We start from the raw sequence: 18,742 nt of genomic DNA on the forward strand, positions 1-18,742 counted from the left end.
GCCGTCAACGCGGGACCGTCCGGTGGTGGCTGGTCACCCGGCCGTCGTCGTGGAGGACGTGCAGCAGCAGGGCCGGCGGGCGGCCGTACTCCAGCGGACCCCCTTCGGCCCAGCCGCGGTCCGCGCCCGGCTCGACCGGCAGCAGCGAGCCCGAAACGACGCCGGGTGCGATGCGCAGCGGGACGCCGGCGAAGGTCGTCGAGGCGCCCGTGTGCACGTGTCCGGCCAGCAGGGCCTTCACCCTCGGGTGGCGGGCGAGCACCGCGGCCAGCCGGTCTTCGCCGGACTGGCGGATCGCGTCCACCAGCGGGACGCCGACCTCGACCGGCGGGTGGTGGAACGCGACGAGCGCCGGGCCGTCACCGCCGGAGAGGACGCCGTCGAGCCAGTCCAGGGTCTGGTCGGCGAGGAAGCCGGCGCCGCGGCCCGGGATCGTCGAGTCGCACAGCGCGAACAGCACGCCGCCGATCTCCTGGGCGAGGTCGACCGGCTCGTCGGAGGCGGGCAGGTCGAGCAGGCCCGTGCGGAAGGCCGCCCGGACGTCGTGGTTGCCCGGGCACATCAGCACCCGCGCCGGGTGCTTCAGCAGCTCGGCGGCGCGCGCGTACTCCTCCGCCGTGCCGTGGTCGGCGATGTCGCCGGTCACGACGACGGCGTCGACCGGCAGCTCGCCGAGGTAGTCCATCACGGCCGCGACCCGGTCCTCCGCCCGCTGCCCGCCGTCGATGTGCAGATCGCTCAGGTGCGCGATGATCATCTTTCGTCCTTCCCCAGGTATGCCAAGGCTTTCACCCAGTTCGCGACGAGCACCGCGGACGCGGCGGCCAGGTCGCCGTCGCGCAGGGCCGCGGCGATGCGGCGGTGCTCGCCGATGCTCTCCCCGGCGTGGTCGTGCCGGGCGAAGTACGCCGATTCGTAGCGCTTGAGCAGGGGCTTGGTCTGCTCGATCAGCCGCAGCAGGTGCGGGTTCGGGCAGCGGGACAGCAGCAGCGCGTGCCACCGGTCGTCCAATGCGGACAGATCACCGCCGTCGGACAGGGCCATTTCGGCGGCGACGGCGTCGAGGGCGTCCGGCAGCCCGGCCAGCTCGAGCGGCGACGTCCAGCGCAGCGCGAGGGCTTCGAGCTCGGCCACCAGCGGGTAGAGCCGGCGCGCCTCGTCCGGGTCGAACGGCGGGACCAGGAATCCGCGGCCGGGCGCGGAGACCAGCAGGCCGCGGTCGGCCAGCCCGATCAGCGCCTCCCGCAGCGGCGTCCGGCTGACGCCCAGCTCGCGGGCCAGGTGCACCTCGTTGACGCGGGCGCCGGCCGCGAGCCGCCGGTCGAGCACGCGGGCGGTGATCTGCTCGATGAGGTCGCTGCGCAACGGAGTGCGGGCCATGCCGGGCAGTATTGCATACAATAGCTATCTACTGTATTCAGTTTGTATGAGCTTCGACGTCGACCGCGCGCGCCGCGAGACCCCGGGCTGCGCCACGGTGGTCCACTTCAACAACGCGGGCGCGGCCCTGCCCCCGGCCGTCGTGACCGACACCGTCGTCGAGTACCTGCGCCACGAAGCGCTGGTCGGCGGCTATGAAGCGGCCGCCGCGGCCGCGGACCGCCTGGACGCGGTGTACGCATCGGTGGCGCGGCTGCTCGGCGCCGGCAGCGACGACATCGCGCTCACCGACAACGCGACCCGCTCCTGGCAGGCGGTGTTCTACGCGCTGCCGTTCGGCCCCGGCGACCGGATCCTGACCTCGCGGGCGGAGTACGCCAGCAACGCGATCGCGTTCCTGCAGGTCGCCCGGCGCACCGGCGCGCTCGTCGAGGTGATCGGCGACGACGAATCGGGGCAGCTGGACGTCGAGGAGCTGCGGCGGCGCGTCGACGGCGACGTCAAGCTGATCGCCGTCAGCCACGTGCCCACCCAGGGCGGGCTGGTCAACCCGGCCGAGGAGATCGGCGCGATCGCCGAGGCGGCCGGCATCCCGTTCCTGCTGGACGCGTGCCAGTCGGCGGGCCAGCTCGACCTCGACGTCACGCGCCTGAAGTGCGACGCGCTGTCCGGGACCGGCCGCAAGTACCTGCGCGGCCCGCGCGGCACCGGCTTCCTCTACGTGCACCCGCGGCTGCGCGAGCGGCTGGAGCCGGCGATGCTCGACCTGCACTCGGCGAGCTGGGAGTCGCCCACGGAGTACGTCGTCGACCCGACGGCCAAGCGCTTCGAGGTGTGGGAACGCGACTTCGCCGCGGTGTGCGGCCTCGGCGCGGCCATCGACTACGCCCTCGAATGGGGCCTGCCGGCGATCGAGTCGCACGTCGCTTCGCTGGCCGCCACCTTGCGCGACCGGCTTGTCCACGCCGGCGCGCGCGTCCACGACGCCGGGGCGCGGAAGTGCGGACTGGTCACGTTCAGCGTCGACGGCACCCCGGCCGCGGACATCAAGGCGCGGCTGGCGGAGGCGAACATCAACACGTCACTGTCGACGCGGACCTCCGCGCAGTACGACTTCACCGCGCGGGCGTTGCCGGACATGGTCCGGGCGTCGGTGCACTACTACAACACCGAAGAAGAAATCGAGCTGCTGGTCCGGGAAATCGAGAAGCTCCCGAGGTGACCGGTGGCGGGCCCATGCGGGGCCCGCCACCGGGAATGGCCGTCAGGCGATGCGCAGTTCCGTCAGCGCCGACGCCGTCAGGTCCGCCAGGTTCGCCTCGGCGGTCGCCGGCGCGCCGTGCCCGGTGTAGCCCAGGACCTGGAAGTGGGCGTGGCGCGCGAAGTCGATCGCCCGCTGCGCCGTCCGGTCCGCGGCGTGGGCGACGTGCGTGGCCAGGTCGGTCACCGCGGCGGACACCGGCACCGTCGGGGTCGCGACCTCGAGCGGCTTCAGGGAGGTCAGGCGAGCCGCCGCTTCGATGCGAGTGGTCATGGTTGCTCCTCGGAAGTGTGTGATTCGCGACCGTTGTCGCAACGTCATTCAATCGACCGCGGAACAGGCCCGCCTCAACCGACTGGATGATTCGCGGCGGCAATTGTCCCGGACGCGCGAATTCGCGGGCAAACCTTCCGAAAACGCGGATGGCGGTCAGCCCTTGAGCAATTGGCGCGCGATCACGAGCTTCTGGATTTCGCTGGTGCCTTCGTAGATCCGGAACAGCCGCGCGTCGCGGTAGATCCGCTCGACCGTGACCCCGCGGACGTAGCCCGTGCCGCCGTGCACCTGCACCGCCCGGTCCGCGACCCGGCCGAGCATCTCGGTGCAGAACAGCTTCGCCGACGACGGCCCGAGTTTGCGGTCCTCGCCCGAGTCGTACTTCACCGCGGCTTCGTGGACCATCGCGCGGCCCGCCGCGAGCTCGGCGTGGGACTCCGCCAGCAGCGCCTGCACCAGCTGGTACTCACCGATCACCCGGCCGCCCTGGCGCGCGGTCCGCGCGTACTCGACGGCCTCGGCGAGGGCTCGCTCGGCCAAGCCGACGCACAGCGCCGCGATGTGCAGCCGGCCGCGGGCCAGCGAGGCCATCGCGATGCCGAACCCCTTGCCCTCTTCGCCGACCAGCGCGTCGGTGGACAGCTCGACGTCGTCGAACACCACTTCCGACGTCCACGCGCCGGCCTGGCCCATCTTGACGTCGTGCGGGCCGATGGTGACGCCGGGCGCGCCCGCGGGCACCAGGAACGCGGAAATGCCGTGACTGCCGGCGCTTTCCGGGTCGGTGCGCGCGAAGGTGACGAACACTTCGGCGAGCGGCGCGTTGGTGATGAACCGCTTGGTGCCCGACAGCCGGTAGCGGTCGCCGTCGCGGAGCGCGCGGCTGGTCAGGCCGCCCGGGTCCGAGCCCGCCTCGGCTTCGGTGAGCGCGAACGACGCGATCGCCTGGCCCGCCGCCAGCCGCGGCAGCCAGCGGGTGCGCTGGTCCGGCGTCCCGTGGTGCACGATCGCCTGGCCGGCGATGCCGTTGTTGGTGCCGAACAGGGACCGGAAGGCCGGCGTCGTCCAGCCGAGTTCGATCGCCAGCCGGACGTCCTCGGCCATGCCGAGCCCGAGCCCGCCGTACTCCTCCGGCAGCGCCCAGCCGAACAGCCCGAGCTCGGCGGCCTTCTCCCGGATCCCGGCGGGGATTTCGTCGCGTTCGTCGATCTCCGCCTCGCACGGCACGACCTCCTTGCGCACGAATTCCCGCACCGCGCCGAGGACCTGCCCGAAAACGTCCGCGTCCATGCTGCGGCACGCTACCCGGATTGCTGCCCCCAAGGGCATGCCCGGACGCGGTAGCTTGGGCCGATGCGCAAGCCGATCACCGTTCTCGCCGCCGCCGCGCTCGCCGCGGTCCTGCTGCCCGCCACCGCTTCCGCCACGCCCGGCAGCGGCGTCGCCGGCACGATCCTGGCCCAGAAGACCGTCGGGCACACCGATTACACGCTCCGCGAGATCACCATCCAGCCCGGCGGCTACACGGGCTGGCACTTCCACGACGGCACGCTCTACGCCTACGTGAAGGCGGGCACGCTCACGCACAACGTGGCGGACTGCAGCGTCGACGGTGTCTTCGGCGCCGGGCGCGCGTTCACCGAAAAGCCGGACCAGGTGCACATCGGCCGCAACCTCGGGTCGACGCCGCTGGTGCTGGAAGTCCTGTACGTGCTCCCGGCGGGCAGCCCGCTGTCGGAAGACGCCCCGAACCCCGGCTGCGGCTTCTAGCCCGGCAGCCATCGTGTGAGCGAGGACCGAGGATGACCCGTCGCGCGGCGAGCAGCTGGTACGCGGTGCGCTGCATTTTCCGGTGGACCGGCCCCTACGAGGAACGAATCACCCTCTGGCACGCGGCCGATCTTGACGCGGCCACCGCACTGGCCGAGGCGGAGGCGGAGGCGTACGCGAAAACCACCGGCGTGACCTACCTCGGGCTCGCCCAGGCCTACGAGATCGGCGAGGAGCAACCCGGGCCGGGCAGCGAGGTCTTCTCCCTGCTCCGCACCAGCGCATTGCCGCCGCCGGAGTACCTGGACCGCTTCTTCGACACCGGCGGCGAACACCAAACCCGAGACGGCACCAGGCGCGTGGCCACCCTGTACCAAGGCGAGCGTTCCTGCGGCTACCTGTTCGCCGGCCCGGACTTCCGGCTCGAGTTTCTCCGAGCCGGCGACGATGACACCTGGTACTACAGCGACCGCACCGACCCCGAGGACTACGACACCGCCACCGAACTGGCCTCCGGTGAGATCGACTGGTACGGCACGACCTACTCGGCCCGGTGGCTGCCCGACGGCGAAGCCCGGGAGATCGAGGCGTACTTCGACCGCGATCGGCCCCGGGACGCCCGGCCGAAGGTGGTCACCGACCCCGGCTCCTGATCCGGAAATCAGCTCGACAGCCAACCGGCGGCGTCCAGCCGGTACGCCGCCGGCCCGACGACCGCGCGCAAGTCGTTCTCCAGCGCGGCAATCCGCTCCGCACCCACCACGCGCACCCAGTCCGCGCGCAGCTCGTCGAAGATTTCCGCCGACTTCCGGAGCGCGTCGACGCCGTGCGCGGTGAGCCGGACGATCTTGCGGCGCGCGTCGGCCGGGTCGTCCGCGCGCTCGGCGTACCCGAGCGCCTCGAGCCGTTCGACGGTCTTGCCCGCCGCCTGCTTGGAAACACCCAGGCGGCGGCCGATTTCCGACGCCGTCGCCCCCTGGATGCCGACAGCCTGCATGGCGAAGCCGTACGACGGCCGCACGTCGGGGTGGCCGCGGCGGGCGAGCTCGGCGTGCAGGCGGTCGATGAGCGTGCGGAAGCCGCCGAAGAGCAGGAAGGGCAGCTCGTACCCGGGCGTCTCGGTCATGAGGGCTTGCCAAACTCGACAACCAGGTTTACTGTTTCGACAACCACGTTGACGATCCTACCCTGTCCACCTTGGGAGAGCCCTTGTTCGCCGATCACACCCCGGAGTCCGCACCGCCCGCCGCCCGCCCCGCGATGGTGGCCACCGCGAAGAAGTTCGGCCGCGTGCCGTCCGCCGTCGCCCGGCTGGCGACCTCACCGGAACTGCTCAACGGATTCCTGAAGCTCAGCGCGATCTTCGAAGCCACGACCCTGACGGCACTGGAACGCGAGGTGCTGATCATGACCGTGGCGGCGCGCAACGAGTGCCACCTCTGCGTGGCGATGCACACGGCCACACTGACCCGCTTGTCCGCGTCGCCGGACCTGGTGGCGGCGCTGCGGGCGGAGGCCCCGCTCCCGGAGCCGCGGCTGGAGGCGCTGCGCGTCTTCGTCCACGCGGTCATGGACACGCGGGGCGAGGCCCCGGCCGAAGCGCTGGAACTGTTCACCGGGGCCGGTTACACGCAGCGGAACGCCTTGGAGGTGGTGCTGGGGATCGGGACGTACACGCTGTCGACGTACGCCAACCGGCTCACCCGTGCCCCGCTCGACGACGCCTTCGCCGAGCACGCCTGGCACGCGGCGTGAGGCCGCGGGGCTGCCGGTCCGGCGGCCCCACGGCCTCCGAACTCAGCCCTTCACCAGGGTGACGACGGTGGTGTCGTCGACCGAGACGTTGGTGTTGTAGTTCGGGTCGAGCGCGGTCGCCTGGGTGACGACCTCGGCCTTGCCCTTCTGGAACGGCGTGGTGCCCGCGGGCACCACGGTCGCCTTCCACGGCGCCGCCGTGCCCGGCGTGCACGCGACCTGCGCCGAGTAGGTGCCGCGGATGATGACGTTGTGCTTGACCTGGGTCGCGGACCCGCTCAAGGTGACCTTGGCCGGACCGGTGCACTCGACGGTGCCGTGCAGGTACGCGTTGCCGTTGAGCGTGCTCGCGGTGCCGTCCGTGGCCACCTTGAGCCCGATCGCGAGCTCCGGCGGCGCCGGCGGGTTCGCGATGTGCACCTCACCGCGCGCGGCCGTCTCGCCGCCTTCGCAGTGCTGCTCGAAGGTGGCGTCGAGCGTCTGGACGTACCCGTGCGGCCCGAAGACGACGTTCTGGACGGCGAAGGTCCCGGTCAGGGTGTTGCAGCCCCGGCCGTTGCCGCTCAGGCTCAGCCCCGGCGCGTTGGCCCCCTGGAACGGGTACCGGGTCGCCCCTTCGTAGGTGCCGGCCGTCAGGCCTGTGCCGCTGGGTGCGGCCAGGTCGAGCGACCACCAGTCGCTGTTGAAGCCGCTGACGCTCACGCCGATGTGGTTGCGGTCCTCGGACGCGTTGACCGTGAGCCGGTCCTTCGCGTCCGTGGCGTAGGCGTAGGAACTGCCCCCGGTGATGTAGTCGCCCTCGTCACCGCTGAACGACAGCGATCCGGAGGCGACGGCCTGCGCCTGCGCCGGCACGGCCCCGACCAGCACGGCGAGCACGGGCACCGCGACGACGGCGGCGGCTCGCTTCAAAAACCCTGAACCCTTCACAGGTTCCCCCTCAGGTGAGTTGGTCACTTGCCGACCTACCTGTCGATCACGGCCGATCACCCGTTACCGCCTGGGCGGAGATTTTGCTTTTCGCGCAACAAGATAGGGGTTCCGCGCGCGGATCTTGACAAAAGCGCCCGATCAGCGGCCCGACGACCCGCCGGAATCCGCGAAAAAATCTCCGCCACCCGTGTCCGGTCCCCCACGACGGCTCCGACCTCCTGGCAAACGGACCACGGAGAAGGAGCGGACATGGAGAAGCCGGCCGGACGGCGGGAGTGGCTGGGCCTGGCGGTGCTGGTGCTGCCCACCCTGCTCGTCGCGATGGACATGACCTCGCTGTTCCTCGCATTGCCGCAGCTGAGCGCGGATCTCGGCGCGAGCAGCACCGAGCAGCTGTGGATCACCGACAGCTACGGCTTCGTCGTCGCCGGGTTCGTCATCACCATGGGCACGCTCGGCGACCGGATCGGGCGACGGCGGCTGCTGCTGGCGGGCGGCGGGGCCTTCGGGCTCCTGTCGATCGTCGCCGCGTTCTCGACCGGGCCGGTGATGCTCATCGTCGTCCGCGCGGCGCTCGGGGTGGCCGGGGCGACGCTGATGCCGTCGACGCTCGCCTTGATCACGAACATGTTCCGCGACGAGAAGCAGCGCGGGACGGCCATCTCGATCTGGGCCACCTGCCAGTTCGCGGGCGGCGCGGCCGGCCCGGTGTTCGCCGGCTTCCTGCTCCAGCACTTCTCGTGGGGCTCGGTGTTCCTGGTCGCGGTCCCGGCGGTGGCCGTCCTGCTCGTCGCGGGCCCGCTCCTGCTCCCCGAGTTCCGCGCCCCGGCGGCCGGGCGGCTGGACCTGCCCGGCGTGGCGCTCTCGCTGGCCGCGGTGCTGCTGATCGTGTTCGGCCTCAAGCAGCTGGCCACCGGCTCGCTGCTCCTGCCGGTCGCCGCGATCGCCGCCGGGACACTGCTGGGCACCGTCTTCGCCCGCCGCCAGCTGACGACGGCGTCGCCGCTGCTGGACCTGCGGCTGTTCCGGAACCGCCCGTTCACCGCGGTGCTGGTGGCCCTGGTGTTCGCCGGGGTCGCGATGGCCGGCGTCGGCCTCCTGGTGACGCAGTACCTGCAGAGTGTCCTCGGCCACTCCCCGCTCGTCTCGGCCCTGCTGTTCGCCCCAATGGGCCTCGGCGTGGCGGCGGGCACGATGACGGCACCGGCGCTGACCCGGTTCGTCACCCCGGTCACGGCCATTGCGGGCGGCCTGGTCGTGTCGGCCGCGGGCAGCCTCCTGCTGGCGGTCGCCGACGGCCTGGTGCCGGTCGTGGTGGGCATCACGGTGCTGACGCTGGGCACGGGCCCGCTGTTCGCGCTGGGCATCGGCCTGGTGGTGGGCGCGGTCCCGCCGGAGCGCGCGGGCTCGGCGGCGTCGATGGCGGACACCGGCAACTACCTGGGCGGCTCGCTGGGCATGGCCCTGATCGGCCTGACCGCGGCGGCGGTGTCCCACGGCGTGTTCCCGGCGGGCACGACGCTCGCTGCCGACGTCACCCGGCCGGAGGTGGCCGAGCAGGCGAAGGAGGCGTTCACGACGGCGCTGAACGTGACGGGCGTGATCGCGGCGGTGCTGTTCGCGGGCTTGGCGCTGCTGGTGACGACGATGCGCCGCCCCGAGGCCGCCGTCGTCGAACCCGCCATGGCGGAGTGAAAGCGCGTGGGGGTCGCCGCCGGCCGGGCTCAACCGAAGGCACCGGCCGGGCGTGAAGGAACCGGCCGGTCGCCGTGACCGGCCGATACAACCGCAGGGGAAGGAACCTTCATGCGCATTTTCCGATCACTCGTGGCCACCGCCGCGGTCGCCGGCGCTCTCCTGGGCGCAACCGCCACGGCCGAGGCGGCGACCACGACCAGCTGGCGGATCGAGTACGGCGCGAGCGTGACGGCGGGCACCATCTCCTGGACCGACGGACGGTCGGCCTCCGTCAACGGCAACGTCCACGCGGTCAGCGGCTACCGCGAGACCTGCGTCTGGGGTGTCAACGGCGGTACCTCCACCGACGTCGCCTGCTACGGCGCCAATTCCGGGAAGGACCACGAGTTCTACCACGGGCTGACCATCGACAAGGTCGGCGGCGTGCAGCTCATCCACATCAGCTTCTACGACACGTTCAACCACAAGCTGGGGCAGCGTGGCTGCACCCGGAACGGCTGCGTCGTCGAGTGACCCGACGGTGGGGCGCCACACCCGGCGCCCCACCCCCGGCGATCGAGATTCACCGGATGGGGTTGGAACAAGCGCGTCTGGTGGGCGCAGTCGAGGCCCTTTCCAGCACGACAAAACGGACAAAACGTATATTCGAGCTTGCACGTAGTTTGTCTGTCGCCTCGAAGGTCGAACTACCGGTCCAACCAAGGCTCCGTACAGCTCGACAGCTTCGACCCGAAGACATCGACGAACTTGTCAGGATGTTCAAGGACGGCGCCTCCATCCCGGACCTCGCTGCCAAGTACCGCGTGTACCGCACGACCATCGGCCAGCATCTTCGAGCCCGCGGCATCGACACCCAGCACTTCGCCTTCAAGCCGGAAGACGTCAGGACCGCCGGCCGACTCTACGACGCCGGTTGGACGCTCGACCAGCTCGCCGACCGCTACCAGGTGGGCAACGAGACTGTCCGGGCTCGGCTGGTCGAGAGCGGGGTCAGGATGAGGGCACGAGGTCGCCAACGATCATGAAACCTGGAGCACCGGCACGAATGGCCATCGACAAGGGCACGACCTGCCATCGCCCCTCGGTATGGAAGAATCACAGGTCGCCTTACCGCCGGAGATGACCATGGTCAACGATCCCTACCACTATCCGCCCGATCTCGTCGATCTCCTGATCGACACCATCCCGCTCCTGCATCGGTCGAAGCGGGCGGTAATCGGATTCTTTCGTGGTCGCGGCGTTGACGAAGCACTGCTTGTCGATCTTCAGCACCGAGTTGACACCGACCGCAGCTCGATCAGCATGTATGCGATCGCCCGAACCGTGATCGAGGGGATCAACCAACTGGGCGACAGCGGCCTTGGCGTCCGGCGTGAAGTTCTTCGACGTGTCGCCGAGTGGGACGACTTCGCGACCTGCTGGCCAGACAAGGCAGCGCAGGCCGAAGGGCTCGTTGCCAAGGTTCGTCAGATGGTCAATGTTAAGGACTCGTTCACGCGCATGCAGCAGGAGCGCGACCGCGAGCGCGAAGACCGCTTGCGACCGCAGCGAGAGGCCGCCGAGGCGGCACAGCGGAGGCGCGAGGAACGCGAGAGACTTTACCGCGAACTCGCCGGACTGTTCGGCATGGCGAATCGGCAGCAGCGCGGAACCAAGTTCGAAGCCCTCCTCAACAAGATCTTCCAACTGGACGGCCTCAGTGTCCGCGAGAGCTTCACGCTGACGATCGACTCGGGACAAGTCGGCGAGCAGATCGATGGGCTGATCGAACTCGGCAACCAGCCGTATATGGTCGAAGCGAAGTGGTGGAAAGATCCGCTCGGCGTCGACGGCGTCTCTCAGCACCTCGTGCGCGTCTACGGCCGCACGGGGGTGCACGGGCTCATCATCTCGGCCAACGGCTTCGCCGATACGGCCATCGAGCACTGCAAGATCGCACTTGCTCAACGGACGGTTGTTCTGGCGGAACTCCGAGAGATCGTACTTCTACTGGAGCGACAAGGCGACTTTGCTAAGTGGCTCAAGACGAAGACGTATGCAGCTGGTGTAGATAGAAAGCCGCTGCACATTTTGGACGTTTAAGCGTAGCCAACTCTCCAATGGCTACTTTAGCCGCTCACATCCTGAGCATGAGAAGGAACGCGCAAATTCCCGTAATGTTGACCATTCTTCCCAATTCTTCATAATAAAGTACCGGGAACGGCTTAATTGAGTTTGCGCCGTAGCACGCATTCCCGCCCAGTCAGATACTGCGGCTCATTAGGAACGTGTTTATCTCAAATAAGATCCTGCGATCCGTGCGTACGCACGGGGAGGGATGGTACTTGGCATGCCAGGACAAAAGCGGGACAACTTTGGTGCCCGCTACACCAGGAACGCCGCAAAGGCAATAAGCGATTTGGCCCGCGACAGAGAGAGGCGCAATCGCAGCGAAGCTCCCTACTACAACGTTGGCGGCGGTGATCCGTGCAAGACCTGCAGCGGAACCGGAGTCTGTCAGAAGTGCGACGGCACCAGCTAGTACACCCTGAGAAGTGGCACCCAGGTGCGCTGCAAAGCATGTGAGCCGCGAGGGCCGCGAGCAAGCGAAGACGACCGAGGAAAGTGCTGGCCTTGCCACGGCCGAGGCACCGAAAGGCCTACTCGCTACCGCCAGGACGGGCAGTAACACCGGCGGGGCCAGGGTTCAGCTCTGGCTCCACCGTAATCACAAGAAAAATACAGTTATGAAAGCATCAAATCACTCACCACTAACCGAAGAGTTCAACAACCTTCCCGAACACTTTACGGAAGCTTTCTACGAGGACCTCTTATGGACACTCGCCGCTCTGCGCCTCCACGGCTTTTCGATCCTGCGCGCAGACGAATCGCATGAAGTCGACGAACAAGATGATTTATGGTCAGAACTCAGCCATCCATCGATCTGGATGCAAGCCAGGACAGCACCAGCGCTTACACGACGACTCCGAGAAGCCAAACCCGGTTCCGCCGAACATACCAGGATTAATAATGATCTTATCCGCGCCAACCTCACCGAGCAGCGCAGACTACTTGATTTGCTCAAAGGTTTTTACGGGCAGCACACGGCGTCATCTTTCCACGCTCGTCTGATCGTAGAGACGATCGACCAAGGTGAGTCATATCTGCGGCCGCAAGAAGCAAGTGTCCGCACGATAGCAAGTAAGCGGGAGCAGAAGGATTGGCTTAAGCAGGCAAACGACGAGTTGGCCGCCTTTGGCAACTATATAGCTGAGATATATAAGGACTGACGTCTAAACTACTTGGCATCCTCCGCGAGCCACTTCACAACCCCCGCAAACGTCTTAGCGTCCATGTCGCCACTACGCAGCAGCTTGGTCAAGATTCGCGGTGCTACGCCCAGTTGTGAAGCAAGTTTGCGCTCGTTGACATCGTTAGTCTCCATGTGCAGCTTCAGAAGCTTAACGAGGTTGGTCATCGAGTTCTCCTTGTGGTAGCTGTCGGGACTACTTGTTCTTCAAGCCGTTCAGAACTCTTTGCAGCAAGTCTGGATCCTGCGTCGGCAGGGGCGCTCGTGGATGCGGCGTGGGCTTAGGGTTCCGGCGGGGTAGGCCTGCGCCGGTACGCTCGTACACCGCCAACTCGGCCCACATCACTCGGCCCGAATAGGTGAGGCAGGACCCCCAACGGTCAGCTCGAGCGTCAACGAGGCCGAGACCGCTGTCATGCGGCAACTCTGCTTCCTCGGGGAGGACGAGCTCCTGATCATGCTCGTCGGACACTTCGACCACGATGTGCCTGCGCCACCCAACCAGGCAGACCCTGATCGTCCCGATCGTCCGAATGTCCTGCCAGCTCGTTCCCTCGGCCGGTCCGGTCGCTTTAACGGACAACGCCACCAACTCGGCGGCTACCGCTTCCATGTCCGGCTCTATGAACATCGCACCCCAGCGGCGCAAGGTATCGGCGACGAACAGCCGGGCAACCTTGGCGGCTGTCGGTAGCGCCACCAGATCGATTGCAGCGGAGAACCGAGGCTGTTCGCGCATCCCGGGTACCTTGACGTCTGCGGGCAAGTCGCCGGCGGTCTGGGCAGGAACGCTCATCACGGCGTCCATAACAAGCCGGATCGCGTCACGAGTGACGGTGCGCCGTGTGTACCCGGAGCCGGGAGTTCTAGCAGGTCGTGCACGACTTCTTGGAGGGCTGCGCCCTGTCTCGACCAAACACAGCCGCCTCCGTAAGTACTGTCCAGTACACGGGCCGCGCTGACGTTCGTCCGGTCGAAGATGAACAAGGCATCGGTGTACTGCTGTCGGCTGTAGCTGCCAACGATGCCCTCCAACGCCCCGGCCTCTTCGAGGACCGGTCGGAAGATCCAGCCGACGTCTCTGGCTGCGACTAGCTCCCGCAGTTCGGGGAAGCGACGGACAGCGTCAGCCTCCGTGATCGGCCCGGCCATCAGCCCACCGCCTCACTCGGCGCGAGCAAGGTCATGAGCTGGTTGCGGATGACCGCCGCGGACTGTTCGGGCGGATGGCTGCTGCAGTCCACCCGCAGCACCACGAAGCCAGCTTCCTCCAGCGTCTCTGTCGCTTGCCGGTAGTACTCGACTTCAATACGGCTGCTGGCCGGAACGCTCTGAAAGCGGTTGTGCGGACCGCGCGCCTCCAGCCGCTCCGCGATGATGTCCGGATCAGCTTCGAGGATCACCACGAGGTCCGGTCGTTCGGCCTCTTCGTTGAGCTGCCACAAGAACACCGGATCAACGCAGTCGAAACGTTGAACCACCAAGCCAGACGCGATGTAGCGATCCGAGATGACAATCTGCCCGGCGCGTAGGAGCGGCTTGATTTTCGTCTCAACGTGGTGGTAGCGATCGGCCGCATACAGGCAAGCCAATGCATGGCCGGTGACGCTCGGGGTCAGTTCAAGCGCCAGTGCCCCAATCGGTCCGGCAGACGGTTCGGCCGTGACATGGACGTGTTCGCCTTGGGCGATCAGCATCTGCGCCAAGTGCCGGACGATCGTGGTCTTCCCGGCCCCGCCTGGCCCGTCGACGCTGACGAACAGACCTCGCCCAGCGCTAGAAGAGGGCAGGTTCGTCATCAGGGTCACCACCCGTTGGCTGATCGCGCAGTTCTTCGAGCGTTCGCCGGCCCGCGAGGTGAACGAACAGCCGGGCTGTCACGATCGCGTCGTACGTTGCTCGATGCGGCTGGTCGTGTTCGCCGAGGTCGTAGGCCAGCTCGAACTCTTCGACCAGTGAGCCGAGCTTGTACGTCCCCAGTCCAGGCAGCAGGCGACGGGCGAGTTTGAGCGTGTCGAACACTTCGGGACACTCCCAGCTCCCGAGCTTGCGCTGCAGTACACCGACGTCGACGTGCGCGTTGTGAGCGATCAGCGCCGAGGCATCCAGAGCCTTGAGCACGTCAGCTTCGACGTATGCGAACACCGGCGCGTCGGCCACCTGCTCGTTGGTGATGCCGTGGATCTTCCGGGCGAAGTGGGTGATCGGCTGGTCCGGCTTCACCAGCCAGTTCGACGGCTCACCGACAACGCCGGCCACGATCGGCACTGCGGCCAGCTCCACCAAGTCAGGCGGCTGCTGACCGTTGCCTTCGACATCGACAACGACGTAGTTGAGCGTGGTCCAGTCGGTCATGCTGCACTGCCTTTCCATCCGATGTCCGCGCGACCGTGCCGGTTCGCGTGGTGCGGGTGGCGCAGGTCGTGGACCTGGAAACCGAGCGCGTGCTGCAAGAAGTAGCGAGGTTGCTCGGTTGCCAGGCCGGTCACGATCGCCGCCCGGTCCGAGATGTCTACGACCTCAAGGCGGTCGGCTTCGGGCAACACGCGGGCGACCTGGTGTACATCTTCGGCTGTCGGTACGCGGTGTGCGCCTCGGCAGAGTTCGAGCTGGCTGAGTGGGCAGATGTCGCACAGCTCGCGGATACCGTAATGGCCGTTGTAGTCGGGCAGGCCGTGCGCGTACGAGACGGCGCAGGAAGTCTTGCGGAACAGAGCAGTCGAGTTCGAAAACGCGTCAAGTACGCGACGTTCGAGCGTTTCGGGCACGATCTTGCGACGGGCGGTGTCCTCGTACGGCTGGGGCAAGCCGTTGGCCTGGTAGTACTCGGCGATCTGGTCGCGGTAGAACAAGCCGGTGAAGACAGTTGCGTCGGCGTGTTTGCTCAGCTCGTGGGCAGCGGCCAGGTGCTCATCGGTGTCGTTCAGTCCCGGGACGAGCGGGCGCCAGTACAGGACAGTCCGGTAGCGCCGGCTGACCGGCGCGCTCATGAGCTTCAGGGAGTCAGCCGCCACGTGCGACGGATAGGGCTCGACCTGCTCGTTGTCGATCCCTGAGTACGTGAACAGCAGCGTCACCTTCAGGTGTCGAAGCTGGTTGAGCCACGTGATGTCTTCCGGTTTCATCTGATGCCTGGTAATGACTAGCACGTGGTTGGTCAGCCCGCGCTCGTCCAGGGCCTCGAGTGTCGCGAATGTGTGATGCCGAACCTTCGGCAGGAACGGATCGGTCGCCCGGTTGAACAGCTGCACCGGCGTGACGTGCGACTGGAAGTAGCGGTGGTTGACTAGCTCCTCGACCGCCTGGTTGTCGGTCATGAGCGCCCGAGGCTGGTTCTCGTCCCACAGGCCGTAGGTATGCCGGATACAGTAGGCGCACCCGAGCGGGCAGCCCTGGATATGGTTCAAGCTCAGACCGCTTTTGCGGTATTCGATCACCTCCCTGGCTCGCTCGGGCAAGCGGTCAATCTGGTCTTTGCTCAGCAGGGGCACGATGGTCGTCACGGAGTTCTCTCCCAGGTCAGCGGGGATGACGCCTGTGGAGAGTAAGCGGGCAACGACCGGTGTGCCAGAAATTTGCTCGGGTTTTCTCGAAATAATTTGCGATTAGCCCATCGCGGAAATTACGAGCCAGCGTCGCCGGTCTCCTCGGCCAGCTCGCGCATGACGCGGCTGATGATCGCCCGCGCCTCGCCGCCATAGCTGGCGACAGCGGCAAGCTGATCGAAGATGCCGCTGTACAGCTCGATCTCTTCAGGCTGGCGGAGGTTCAGCTCAGCGGAGTACGTCTCGACGCGCACCAGATCGTTGTCGAGCAGCCAGAAGCCATGACGTGGGTCCGTCACGTACCGCGTCCCGAATCCGATAACGCCAAGCTTGAGATTGCGCATCGACGAGATCGCCATCAGGCGGTCGAGCTGACCAAACATGATGTCCGGCGCGACCAGGCGGTAGCGGAGGACGGCTTCAGTGACCACGAAGTGGAAGCGTTTGTCCGGCCGGTACAACATCTCCTGGCGCTGCATCCTGGTCTTGACGGCTTCGTTGATGTCGTTGGGCACCTGGTGCATCATGATGGCATCAGCAAACCGGGCGCGAGCGTATTCGGCCGTCTGCAAGAGACCGGGCACGAACGTGTTCTCGAACCCGCGATAGAGCTTCGTCTGCTCGTCACGCTGGACAAGCGACGTCTGATGCGCCGTCATGCCCGCCTTGAGCACGCGCTGCCACTCAGCATGCTGAAGCTCAAGGTTATGTAGCGCAGCGAGAAGGCTGGCCGTCTGGTCCTCTGCCTTGGTGGCTCTGACCCAATCCTTGATGTCGTCATCGGTCGGCGTCTGCTTGCCGTTCTCGATCTTGGAGACCTTCGACCCCACCCACGACAACGACTCCGCGAGATCTTTGCCGGATAGCTTGGCGGCTATCCGCAACTCGCGGAGTCGTTTGCCCAGCGCGTTGCGCGCTTCGTCGACGCTAGAGGTCCCGCTGTTCATGCTTGGCGACAAACTCATCTCTGGTGATGGCGTGATGCCGGGCAGCGTCCCGCCAGTAGTTGTGCTCCACGATCGCCGCCGGCTCCTCGACGACCTCAGCCCTGAGGAAGCAGTCGTCCTCGTCGAATTCCATCAGGACAAGCTTGCGAGAGTCGAACAGCCAGAAGTCGTACTTCGGCAGCTCCGCGGCGTCGGCTTTGTCGCGGTTGAGGTAGCGGATGTCGTCCCCGGCCTCGCAGGTGTGACGTGCTGCCCACAGCCCGAACTGGCTGTACTCGGTGAGCGGTCGGCTCACCACTCGTACACGAGAGAACAGCCGACCGGCAGTCGTAGCATCCCGCACCATGTCGAGCCAGTCCTGGAACCACGCGAGGTCCACCGGCTCGCCAGCCCGGAACCGGCGGAACGACTCTGCCTCGGATGGCGAGTTGTACCGGTCGCGCGTCTCCAGCCGAAACGCCGTGTGCTCGAACGACTGGAAGAGCTCGCCGAACTCAGGTCCGGGCTCAATGAAGCTCAGCGGTCTCCCTCCTGTTCCTGCTGGTAACGCCGCACGTAGAACTTGAGCACATCCTCCGGGATCTCGATCAGGGTCTCGTGGTCGGGTACCGGGCCGACATCGGCCAGCACCTGCGGGTCGGTCACCTTCCAGCCTTGGGCGATGTATGTCGCCCGGTCTGTCCGGTCGGTGGCGAACAGCGTGGGTGAGTCACCCTGGGCCGACTCAGGATCCTTGCCGAGAAAATGAGCACGCACAGTCTCTCCTTGCTCGAAGTTGGCGAAAACTGCTCGTCCATCGTGAGGCACGGGGGCCGCGGTCGTCAACGGTTGGGCCATCGGGTTGAACGCGCAAAGGTCGGACGCGTAGTGCGAAGACGACGCAGCCATCACGTCGGTGGTGCTGGCGATAGAAACTCCTCGTGAAGTCGATCGATCTCGCGTGCGCGCCGCAGCGTGTCCTCCAATTTTGGCCGGATAAAGTCGCTCACATCTGCGTCATCAACGAGATCGCTGATTCTGCTTACGACAAGAGTCAGCGGCAAGATAGTCAACATCAAGGGCACCTGCGGGCGGACGTGCATGCTCTTGACCTTTGGACTAAACGCCCCGTCGTCGTAATTCAGATGATTGCGAAAGAGATCATGCCAGTCGCCGTGCGTCTCTACCGATCCCATGCGATAGGCAATATACGCGTCCAGCCCCAGCAGTTCAACACGTCTTTCGATACTCGGAAAGCCTATCTTCGACCGACCGGGAAGTGAAGTTACGTCATCGATCCCCGCAGCCTTAGCAGTTGCTTCGATGGATCGCTTCATGCGTTTCTCAATCGGCCACTCATCGCCGCCGCGATCAGCTAAGTTTCGTTGAATATCACGAAGCAGCTCGCGCTCGGCCACCAGGCTGTTCATGACATACTGATCGAAGCGCTCACCATCGCCGGGGTCTTGCAGAAGATACTGCATGTTTGCTGCGGTCTCGATCGTGTCCCGCGTGATGCTCAGCTGCATGAACGTCTCCTGGCTAGCCAATTCCCGCACGGCAAGTCGCATCAACTTCGTCAGTCGGACAAGGAGGCCCCGCATGATTGCCCGATTTCGATCCAGCGGGCTCGCGGGCTTCAAGCTGGAAAGTATGGCCATCCAATGCGTGGCCTCTCTGAGCATGTAAAAAGAAGCCTCCATGAACGGCGCCTCCGATTCTGCCGTCTTCAGGTCCTCGAAGTCGGGACTGTACGCCTCGGGCAAGCTTTCATGCGACATCTCTATGTAGTCCATAAAGGAATATTACTCCTGAAGGACGAGGACGCGAAAGTCATTTTTGCTCGCAGATACACGCATCGTAATCTTGACAGGGGTCGAATTAGTCACCCGATTCATGAACCGTTAAG

24 protein-coding genes are annotated in these 18,742 nt (G+C 66.4%); 9 read left to right on the forward strand and 15 right to left on the reverse strand.

Annotated features, from left to right (window positions below):
• Positions 1 to 4 precede the first annotated feature (4 nt).
• Both ACLJQF_RS31330 and ACLJQF_RS31335 read right to left on the reverse strand, forming a co-directional pair.
• Positions 5 to 757, reverse strand: coding sequence for a metallophosphoesterase (locus tag ACLJQF_RS31330; RefSeq protein ID WP_410613943.1), 753 nt, complete (start codon positions 755 to 757; stop codon positions 5 to 7).
• Positions 754 to 1,380 carry a GntR family transcriptional regulator gene (locus ACLJQF_RS31335; RefSeq protein ID WP_410613944.1) on the reverse strand — a complete coding sequence of 209 codons (627 nt, stop codon included), beginning with the start codon at positions 1,378 to 1,380 and terminating at the stop codon, positions 754 to 756. Before ACLJQF_RS31335 ends, ACLJQF_RS31330 begins: the two co-directional genes overlap by 4 nt.
• Positions 1,381 to 1,426: 46 nt before the next feature.
• On the opposite strand from ACLJQF_RS31335, the gene ACLJQF_RS31340 reads away from it, so the two are divergent.
• Complete coding sequence (locus ACLJQF_RS31340) at positions 1,427 to 2,602, forward strand: aminotransferase class V-fold PLP-dependent enzyme (RefSeq protein ID WP_410613945.1); 1,176 nt, start codon at positions 1,427 to 1,429, stop codon at positions 2,600 to 2,602.
• A gap of 42 nt (positions 2,603 to 2,644) precedes the next feature.
• Here the strand turns inward: ACLJQF_RS31340 and ACLJQF_RS31345 are convergent, their stop codons facing one another.
• Both ACLJQF_RS31345 and ACLJQF_RS31350 read right to left on the reverse strand, forming a co-directional pair.
• Complete coding sequence (locus ACLJQF_RS31345; protein WP_410613946.1) at positions 2,645 to 2,914, reverse strand: hypothetical protein; 270 nt, start codon at positions 2,912 to 2,914, stop codon at positions 2,645 to 2,647.
• A gap of 156 nt (positions 2,915 to 3,070) precedes the next feature.
• Positions 3,071 to 4,207: an acyl-CoA dehydrogenase family protein gene (locus ACLJQF_RS31350; protein WP_410613947.1), complete on the reverse strand. Its 1,137-nt coding sequence runs from the start codon at positions 4,205 to 4,207 to the stop codon at positions 3,071 to 3,073.
• A gap of 63 nt (positions 4,208 to 4,270) precedes the next feature.
• Here ACLJQF_RS31350 and ACLJQF_RS31355 point away from each other — a divergent pair, with 63 nt between their 5' ends.
• The gene (locus ACLJQF_RS31355) at positions 4,271 to 4,687 is read left to right on the forward strand and encodes a cupin domain-containing protein (RefSeq protein WP_410613948.1); all 417 of its coding nucleotides are present in this window, start codon (positions 4,271 to 4,273) and stop codon (positions 4,685 to 4,687) included.
• A gap of 32 nt (positions 4,688 to 4,719) precedes the next feature.
• The gene (locus ACLJQF_RS31360) at positions 4,720 to 5,340 is read left to right on the forward strand and encodes a hypothetical protein (RefSeq protein ID WP_410613949.1); all 621 of its coding nucleotides are present in this window, start codon (positions 4,720 to 4,722) and stop codon (positions 5,338 to 5,340) included.
• An 8-nt stretch (positions 5,341 to 5,348) separates the two neighbouring features.
• Here the strand turns inward: ACLJQF_RS31360 and ACLJQF_RS31365 are convergent, their stop codons facing one another.
• The gene (locus ACLJQF_RS31365) at positions 5,349 to 5,813 is read right to left on the reverse strand and encodes a MarR family winged helix-turn-helix transcriptional regulator (protein WP_410613950.1); all 465 of its coding nucleotides are present in this window, start codon (positions 5,811 to 5,813) and stop codon (positions 5,349 to 5,351) included.
• Between the two features lie 134 nt (positions 5,814 to 5,947).
• Between ACLJQF_RS31365 and ACLJQF_RS31370 the strand changes: the two genes are divergently transcribed.
• Complete coding sequence (locus ACLJQF_RS31370) at positions 5,948 to 6,442, forward strand: carboxymuconolactone decarboxylase family protein (protein WP_410614145.1); 495 nt, start codon at positions 5,948 to 5,950, stop codon at positions 6,440 to 6,442.
• A gap of 42 nt (positions 6,443 to 6,484) precedes the next feature.
• Here ACLJQF_RS31370 and ACLJQF_RS31375 read toward each other — a convergent pair whose 3' ends face one another.
• On the reverse strand, positions 6,485 to 7,354 hold the full coding sequence (locus ACLJQF_RS31375) for a hypothetical protein (RefSeq protein WP_410613951.1): 870 nt from the start codon (positions 7,352 to 7,354) through the stop codon (positions 6,485 to 6,487).
• 270 nt (positions 7,355 to 7,624) lie between these two features.
• On the opposite strand from ACLJQF_RS31375, the gene ACLJQF_RS31380 reads away from it, so the two are divergent.
• The 5 genes from ACLJQF_RS31380 (at position 7,625) to ACLJQF_RS31400 (ending at position 12,342) form a co-directional block, all read left to right on the forward strand.
• Complete coding sequence (locus ACLJQF_RS31380) at positions 7,625 to 9,070, forward strand: MFS transporter (RefSeq protein WP_410613952.1); 1,446 nt, start codon at positions 7,625 to 7,627, stop codon at positions 9,068 to 9,070.
• A 111-nt stretch (positions 9,071 to 9,181) separates the two neighbouring features.
• Entirely contained in the window at positions 9,182 to 9,586 is a 405-nt protein-coding gene (locus ACLJQF_RS31385) for a hypothetical protein (RefSeq protein WP_410613953.1), read from the forward strand.
• 56 nt (positions 9,587 to 9,642) lie between these two features.
• Positions 9,643 to 10,098, forward strand: coding sequence for a hypothetical protein (locus tag ACLJQF_RS31390; protein ID WP_410613954.1), 456 nt, complete (start codon positions 9,643 to 9,645; stop codon positions 10,096 to 10,098).
• Between the two features lie 100 nt (positions 10,099 to 10,198).
• Positions 10,199 to 11,155 (forward strand): restriction endonuclease, encoded by a 957-nt coding sequence (locus tag ACLJQF_RS31395; protein ID WP_410613955.1) that lies wholly within the window; start codon positions 10,199 to 10,201, stop codon positions 11,153 to 11,155.
• 479 nt (positions 11,156 to 11,634) lie between these two features.
• A complete protein-coding gene (locus tag ACLJQF_RS31400; RefSeq protein WP_410613956.1) occupies positions 11,635 to 12,342 on the forward strand; it encodes a hypothetical protein in 708 nt (235 codons plus the stop codon).
• A gap of 8 nt (positions 12,343 to 12,350) precedes the next feature.
• Here ACLJQF_RS31400 and ACLJQF_RS31405 read toward each other — a convergent pair whose 3' ends face one another.
• The 9 genes from ACLJQF_RS31405 to ACLJQF_RS31445 all read right to left on the reverse strand — a co-directional run bounded on the left by ACLJQF_RS31405 (position 12,351) and on the right by ACLJQF_RS31445 (position 18,629).
• Positions 12,351 to 12,530: a hypothetical protein gene (locus tag ACLJQF_RS31405; RefSeq protein ID WP_410613957.1), complete on the reverse strand. Its 180-nt coding sequence runs from the start codon at positions 12,528 to 12,530 to the stop codon at positions 12,351 to 12,353.
• A 28-nt stretch (positions 12,531 to 12,558) separates the two neighbouring features.
• Complete coding sequence (locus tag ACLJQF_RS31410) at positions 12,559 to 13,158, reverse strand: ATP-binding protein (RefSeq protein ID WP_410613958.1); 600 nt, start codon at positions 13,156 to 13,158, stop codon at positions 12,559 to 12,561.
• A 355-nt stretch (positions 13,159 to 13,513) separates the two neighbouring features.
• Positions 13,514 to 14,161: a dTMP kinase gene (gene tmk, locus ACLJQF_RS31415; protein WP_410613959.1), complete on the reverse strand. Its 648-nt coding sequence runs from the start codon at positions 14,159 to 14,161 to the stop codon at positions 13,514 to 13,516.
• On the reverse strand, positions 14,139 to 14,717 hold the full coding sequence (locus tag ACLJQF_RS31420; protein WP_410613960.1) for a PolC-type DNA polymerase III: 579 nt from the start codon (positions 14,715 to 14,717) through the stop codon (positions 14,139 to 14,141). Before ACLJQF_RS31420 ends, tmk begins: the two co-directional genes overlap by 23 nt.
• On the reverse strand, positions 14,714 to 15,865 hold the full coding sequence (locus ACLJQF_RS31425; RefSeq protein WP_410613961.1) for a radical SAM protein: 1,152 nt from the start codon (positions 15,863 to 15,865) through the stop codon (positions 14,714 to 14,716). Before ACLJQF_RS31425 ends, ACLJQF_RS31420 begins: the two co-directional genes overlap by 4 nt.
• A gap of 119 nt (positions 15,866 to 15,984) precedes the next feature.
• Positions 15,985 to 16,854: a helix-turn-helix domain-containing protein gene (locus ACLJQF_RS31430; RefSeq protein WP_410613962.1), complete on the reverse strand. Its 870-nt coding sequence runs from the start codon at positions 16,852 to 16,854 to the stop codon at positions 15,985 to 15,987.
• A complete protein-coding gene (locus tag ACLJQF_RS31435; RefSeq protein WP_410614146.1) occupies positions 16,835 to 17,374 on the reverse strand; it encodes a DUF6879 family protein in 540 nt (179 codons plus the stop codon). Before ACLJQF_RS31435 ends, ACLJQF_RS31430 begins: the two co-directional genes overlap by 20 nt.
• Positions 17,371 to 17,742, reverse strand: coding sequence for a hypothetical protein (locus tag ACLJQF_RS31440; RefSeq protein ID WP_410613963.1), 372 nt, complete (start codon positions 17,740 to 17,742; stop codon positions 17,371 to 17,373). The genes ACLJQF_RS31435 and ACLJQF_RS31440 overlap by 4 nt, the downstream gene beginning before the upstream one ends.
• On the reverse strand, positions 17,742 to 18,629 hold the full coding sequence (locus ACLJQF_RS31445) for a DUF5677 domain-containing protein (protein ID WP_410613964.1): 888 nt from the start codon (positions 18,627 to 18,629) through the stop codon (positions 17,742 to 17,744). The genes ACLJQF_RS31440 and ACLJQF_RS31445 overlap by 1 nt, the downstream gene beginning before the upstream one ends.
• Positions 18,630 to 18,742 lie beyond the last annotated feature (113 nt).

It is taken from the genome of Amycolatopsis sp. lyj-109 (genome assembly GCF_046548995.1).
Lineage (GTDB): Bacteria > Actinomycetota > Actinomycetes > Mycobacteriales > Pseudonocardiaceae > Amycolatopsis.